We start from the raw sequence: 4,660 nt of genomic DNA on the forward strand, positions 1-4,660 counted from the left end.
AGGTCCAGTCTTGCCGGAATGGTTGGTTGATTGTAGCCGTTCTGCATTGTCTCTCAGAGCGGAAACATCCGATGTTATATCGAGATTTAATTTGTTCATTGGTATATTACTTTTTAGTTTCACAAAATGATTTTTATTTTCAATCCGCTACTTACTTTATTCCTTGCACTTCGTGACTGCCGGCAGATTGTTATAAGTTGCACGAAATGAACGCTTCTATATAGTATTACTAAAAGCTGCGAGGATCTTTCAGTTGGCAGACTCCTTTTTAATGTTTTTTAGTTGATAGCATAAATAAAAGTAAGTATTACCATCTATCAGGTACTGCCAGGATGATTCCAGTAAGTACTATAAAAAAGGTATTGTATCGCATATCTTCCTGATTTTGCCTCCTTTCAATAAAATGTCAATTAAATATTAGTAAAATAGGTCATAAAAACTATATACATGTTTGCATTTATCCAATACATCCTTTCCTTATTCAGGATAAGGAAGTATTTAACGATACAAATATACTAACTATATTCTATAAAACAAATATATTGTTAGTACATTGACATTGTTTAACTAACTACTGCAACCATAAAGAATCAATTACAAGTATATAAAGAGGAGAAATTATAAAAAAGAGGCTCATAAAAGAAGATAGCAAAGGGGGGATGCTAACTATTTAATAACTCCTATATTTATAATAAAAATAAAAAGAATACTAACACATCCATTATTTATCTCATAACTAGTACACAAAAAAACAATCTTTACTATATCAAGTGCCACAACAACAAAATACAGTTCAACAACATCATTATTAAGCATATAGTATTTTGATTCCTTTTTATTAAAAAGGGACAAATAATTGATTTAAGTTCCCTTTTCGTATAGATTTTAGAAAAAATACTTATCTTTGCATATACCTTTTTTCCATGTCAGCGCGACGTGAGCGTAAGAAAAAGGAGTTTTTATAATTATTGGAATATAAAACGTATTACTTCTCAGTATAGAAAGTTGGCCCTTTAAAACAGCGAGAAGTGATACAACAGATATTCCATGCCAATTGTTATATAGTATTCCTATACATAAAATCGGCATGGACGTCTGTTGTTTATCACTATTGCTGGAAGGTAAGGCCAACACCTCTATACAAGTAGTGAAACGGCAACAGCGTCTGTGCCTCTTTCTTTTTCCAGTCTCCCCATTTTTTGAGAGAGTACACAGACGCCTAGTCATATTTAAAAAGACAATCAAATAAGAAATACGATATGGATGATCTAGAAAAAACGTTGGAGCATAAAAAAACTAATCTCAAAAAGCTAATCCAAAATGCGGATAAAGCTATCCAACGCGAGATGCTCAAATACGAAGAAGCTGAACTCTACATTCGTTTGCAAAGCGAATGTTTCAATTTGTATCCGGTAGTAGTAAAAGCACTGTCATTACAAATCACTGACGATAGGAGACGTGAAGTCTTTTGTTCGATCCTGAACGGACATAAATTAAAAGATATTGCCGCCGCCCATGGCATGACCCCCGAAGAAGCTGCACGTGAGTTCCACCGTACAGTATGGAATTTGAATAGAAAGGTAAAAAATGGAGCGTTCACCGCTAAAGAGTCTGTCAATATTCAGCTGTTATATGAGCGGAATATGCTAAAAGAAAAGGTGCTGGACTATGACAGACAATACCACCAACTAGAGTTGGAAAACAAGAAATTATCTGATCAAGTAAATATACTCTTAAAAGAGAAAAAGAGGTACACCAAGTACAAATTGGAAATAATGCGTGAAACTGAACAAGTAACACAGGAACAAGTGGTACAGGAACAATCAACAAAAAAACAAATAGAAAAGCAGGAAAGCCATAAACACACGTCCATCATTATGCGATGCATGCAGTGGTGGAAGAAAGTATATTCCCAACTATAAGTAGTTTCCAGCAAGAATAAAAGCACATACTGATTTCAATAAGCCCTACTTACATATAAGTTTGCAAAATACAAAACATCTTGCACCTGCAACAATATCCGTTTATTTATCTAGCACGTAGCATATTACAGTGTTGCAGATGCTGTTGCAATTAGGTGCAAGATACTATTATCCTACACACCTATTTATTTTAAAAGAATTCACCATATAAACGGATCGTAACAACGTACGAAACAATGTGTTCGCACGCTTGAAACAATGTGTTCGCATGCTTAAAACAATGTGTTTTCCTATTTGTAACAAAGTGTTCTCACTATCTAAACAAAGTGTTCAAAGGCTTGGAACAAAGTGTTCAACGAATTGACAAGAGCTGTAACAACTGTCAAGCCCTAATAACCTGATGAAAGAAACAAAAGAAAAGCAGGAAAAAACAAATAAAACCTTACTTTTTATTGTCAGACCGAGCAAGTATAGCTACCTTTATAGAATATTTAAAATAAACAGTAATGAAAGTCACACAATTAAGAGACAAGGATAAAACGACTGCACTAACTACCCTGGATATAGAAACATGGATAGAAAAGACACTAACTGAGACAAAGCCACAACCGGTATCTACATTCAGAGAAATGTTACGATATGCCTTGCCCGATACACGTTGTTACGAGGCGGATAAGTTACCCAAGATTCTACCCGCCGCAGAGTTCCGTAGGACAAAAGCCGGAAAACAGTTGAAAAATTATAATGGAATAGTAGAAATAACAGTAGGTCCGCTAGCAGGCAAATCAGAAATCACACTAGTGAAGCAACAGGCTTGGCAACAGCCACAAACCTATTGTGTCTTCACCGGTTCCAGCGGAAAGACAGTGAAAATCTGGGCACGTTTCACCCGGCCTGATCAGTCGCTTCCGCAGAAGAAGGAAGAAGCAGAAGTATTCCACGCACATGCCTATCGGCTTGCCGTAAAATGTTATCAACCTCAACTCCCCTTCAACATATTGCCCAAAGAGCCGACGCTGGAACAATTTTCACGATTATCTTACGATCCGGAACTATTGTACAGACCAGACGCTGTACCTTTTTATTTATCTCAACCGACAAGAATGCCCGAAGAAATGTCCTATCAGGAAACACTACATTCCGAAAAGTCACCATTAACACGAGCCGTACCCGGTTATGATACCCAAAATACAGCATTTATGCTTTTCGAAGCAGCATTGAGAAAAACACGGGAAGAAATCCATGAAGCAGAAAACAACGGCGCACTTCCCAGAGAAGAAGACTTCCAAGCATTAGTGACCCAACTCGCCATCAACTGTTTTCATTCGGGAATTCCGGAAGAAGAAACAGTGAAACGTACCATTTTCCACTTTTACTTGCGCCGTCAGGAAACGCTGGTCCGCGAATTAATAAGAAACATATATGGCAATTATAATGGTTTCGGCAAACAAAACGGACTGAAAAAAGAACAATTGTTAGCACTACAAACAGAGGAGTTTATGAAAAGACGCTACGACTTTCGTTACAACACACAGATAGGTGAAGTAGAATATCGTGAACGGAACTCATTCCGCTTTCATTTCAATCCAATTGACAAACGAGCACTGAACAGCATTGCCTTAGATGCACAAAGCGAAGGTATTCCCCTATGGGATAGAGACATCAGCCGATATATATACTCAAACCGAGTACCGGTTTTCAACCCGTTGGAAGATTTTCTTTATCACCTCCCGACCTGGGATCGCAAAGACCGTATCCGGGAGATGGCACAAACAGTACCCTGCCAGAACCAGTATTGGGTAGAATTGTTCCACCGCTGGTTTCTGAGCATGGTAATTCATTGGCGTGGAACCGATAAGAAATATGCGAACAATGTATCCCCTTTATTGGTCGGGGCTCAAGGTACGCGTAAATCTACATTTTGCCGGAGTATTATTCCACCTGCCATACGAGCCTATTATACAGACAGCATCGACTTTTCACGAAAAAGAGATGCAGAGTTATCTCTCAATCGCTTTGCGTTGATCAATATTGACGAATTTGATCAGATCAGTGATACACAACAGGGATTTTTGAAACATATTCTCCAAAAACCAGTGGTAAATATGCGTAAACCTTACGGAACCGCCGTATTAGAGATGCGCCGCTATGCTTCATTCATTGCCACAAGCAATCAAAAGGATTTGCTGACCGATCCGTCAGGGAGCCGCCGTTTTATCTGTATCGAAGTGACGGAGACAATAGATACCAGTCATGCCATCGATTACGAACAGCTTTACGCACAAGCGATGTATGAACTGGATCATGGCGAACGTTACTGGTTCGACCAAGATGAAGAGCGGATCATGACCGAAAATAACCGTGAGTTTGAGCAACAGTCGCTCGAAGAACAATTGTTTTATCGTTATTTCCGCCCTGCCCCGGAAGAAAAAGAGGGTGAATGGTTATCACCGGCAGAGATTCTGGAGGAAGTCAAAGGAAACAGTGCTATCCCATTGTCCAACAAGCGGGTAAGCATATTCGGGAGAGTACTCCACAAACATGAAATACCCAGCAAACGCTCCCGGCGCGGAACTCTTTATCACGTTACAAGGATTGCATAAAAAAACAGGGAGGTGTGTCAAAACTCAGGCACATCTCCTTTTTTTGATCTAAAACATTCATTTTCCTTTTTTGTCTATGCGGCTATTTTTTGCCTCATTAAACGATAAGTCGTTACATTCCCCGCATTTTGAGCC

General features: G+C 38.6%; 2 protein-coding genes. Both read left to right on the plus strand.

What is annotated here, in order from left to right; genetic code table 11:
* Positions 1 to 1,259: 1,259 nt before the first annotated feature.
* Positions 1,260 to 1,922: a hypothetical protein gene (locus CZ225_RS22625; protein WP_077155962.1), complete on the plus strand. Its 663-nt coding sequence runs from the start codon at positions 1,260 to 1,262 to the stop codon at positions 1,920 to 1,922.
* 506 nt (positions 1,923 to 2,428) lie between these two features.
* A complete protein-coding gene (locus CZ225_RS22630; RefSeq protein WP_077155963.1) occupies positions 2,429 to 4,525 on the plus strand; it encodes a BT4734/BF3469 family protein in 2,097 nt (698 codons plus the stop codon).
* Positions 4,526 to 4,660 lie beyond the last annotated feature (135 nt).

Source organism: Bacteroides bouchesdurhonensis, from assembly GCF_900155865.1.
In the GTDB taxonomy this organism is placed as follows: Bacteria; Bacteroidota; Bacteroidia; order Bacteroidales; family Bacteroidaceae; genus Bacteroides; species Bacteroides bouchesdurhonensis.

Excerpts from the sequence above, each read along its gene's own strand:
- CZ225_RS22625 (WP_077155962.1), top strand. The coding sequence starts at position 1,260 with ATGGATGATCTAGAAAAAACGTTGGAGCATAAAAAAACTAATCTCAAA.
- CZ225_RS22630 (WP_077155963.1), top strand. The coding sequence starts at position 2,429 with ATGAAAGTCACACAATTAAGAGACAAGGATAAAACGACTGCACTAACT.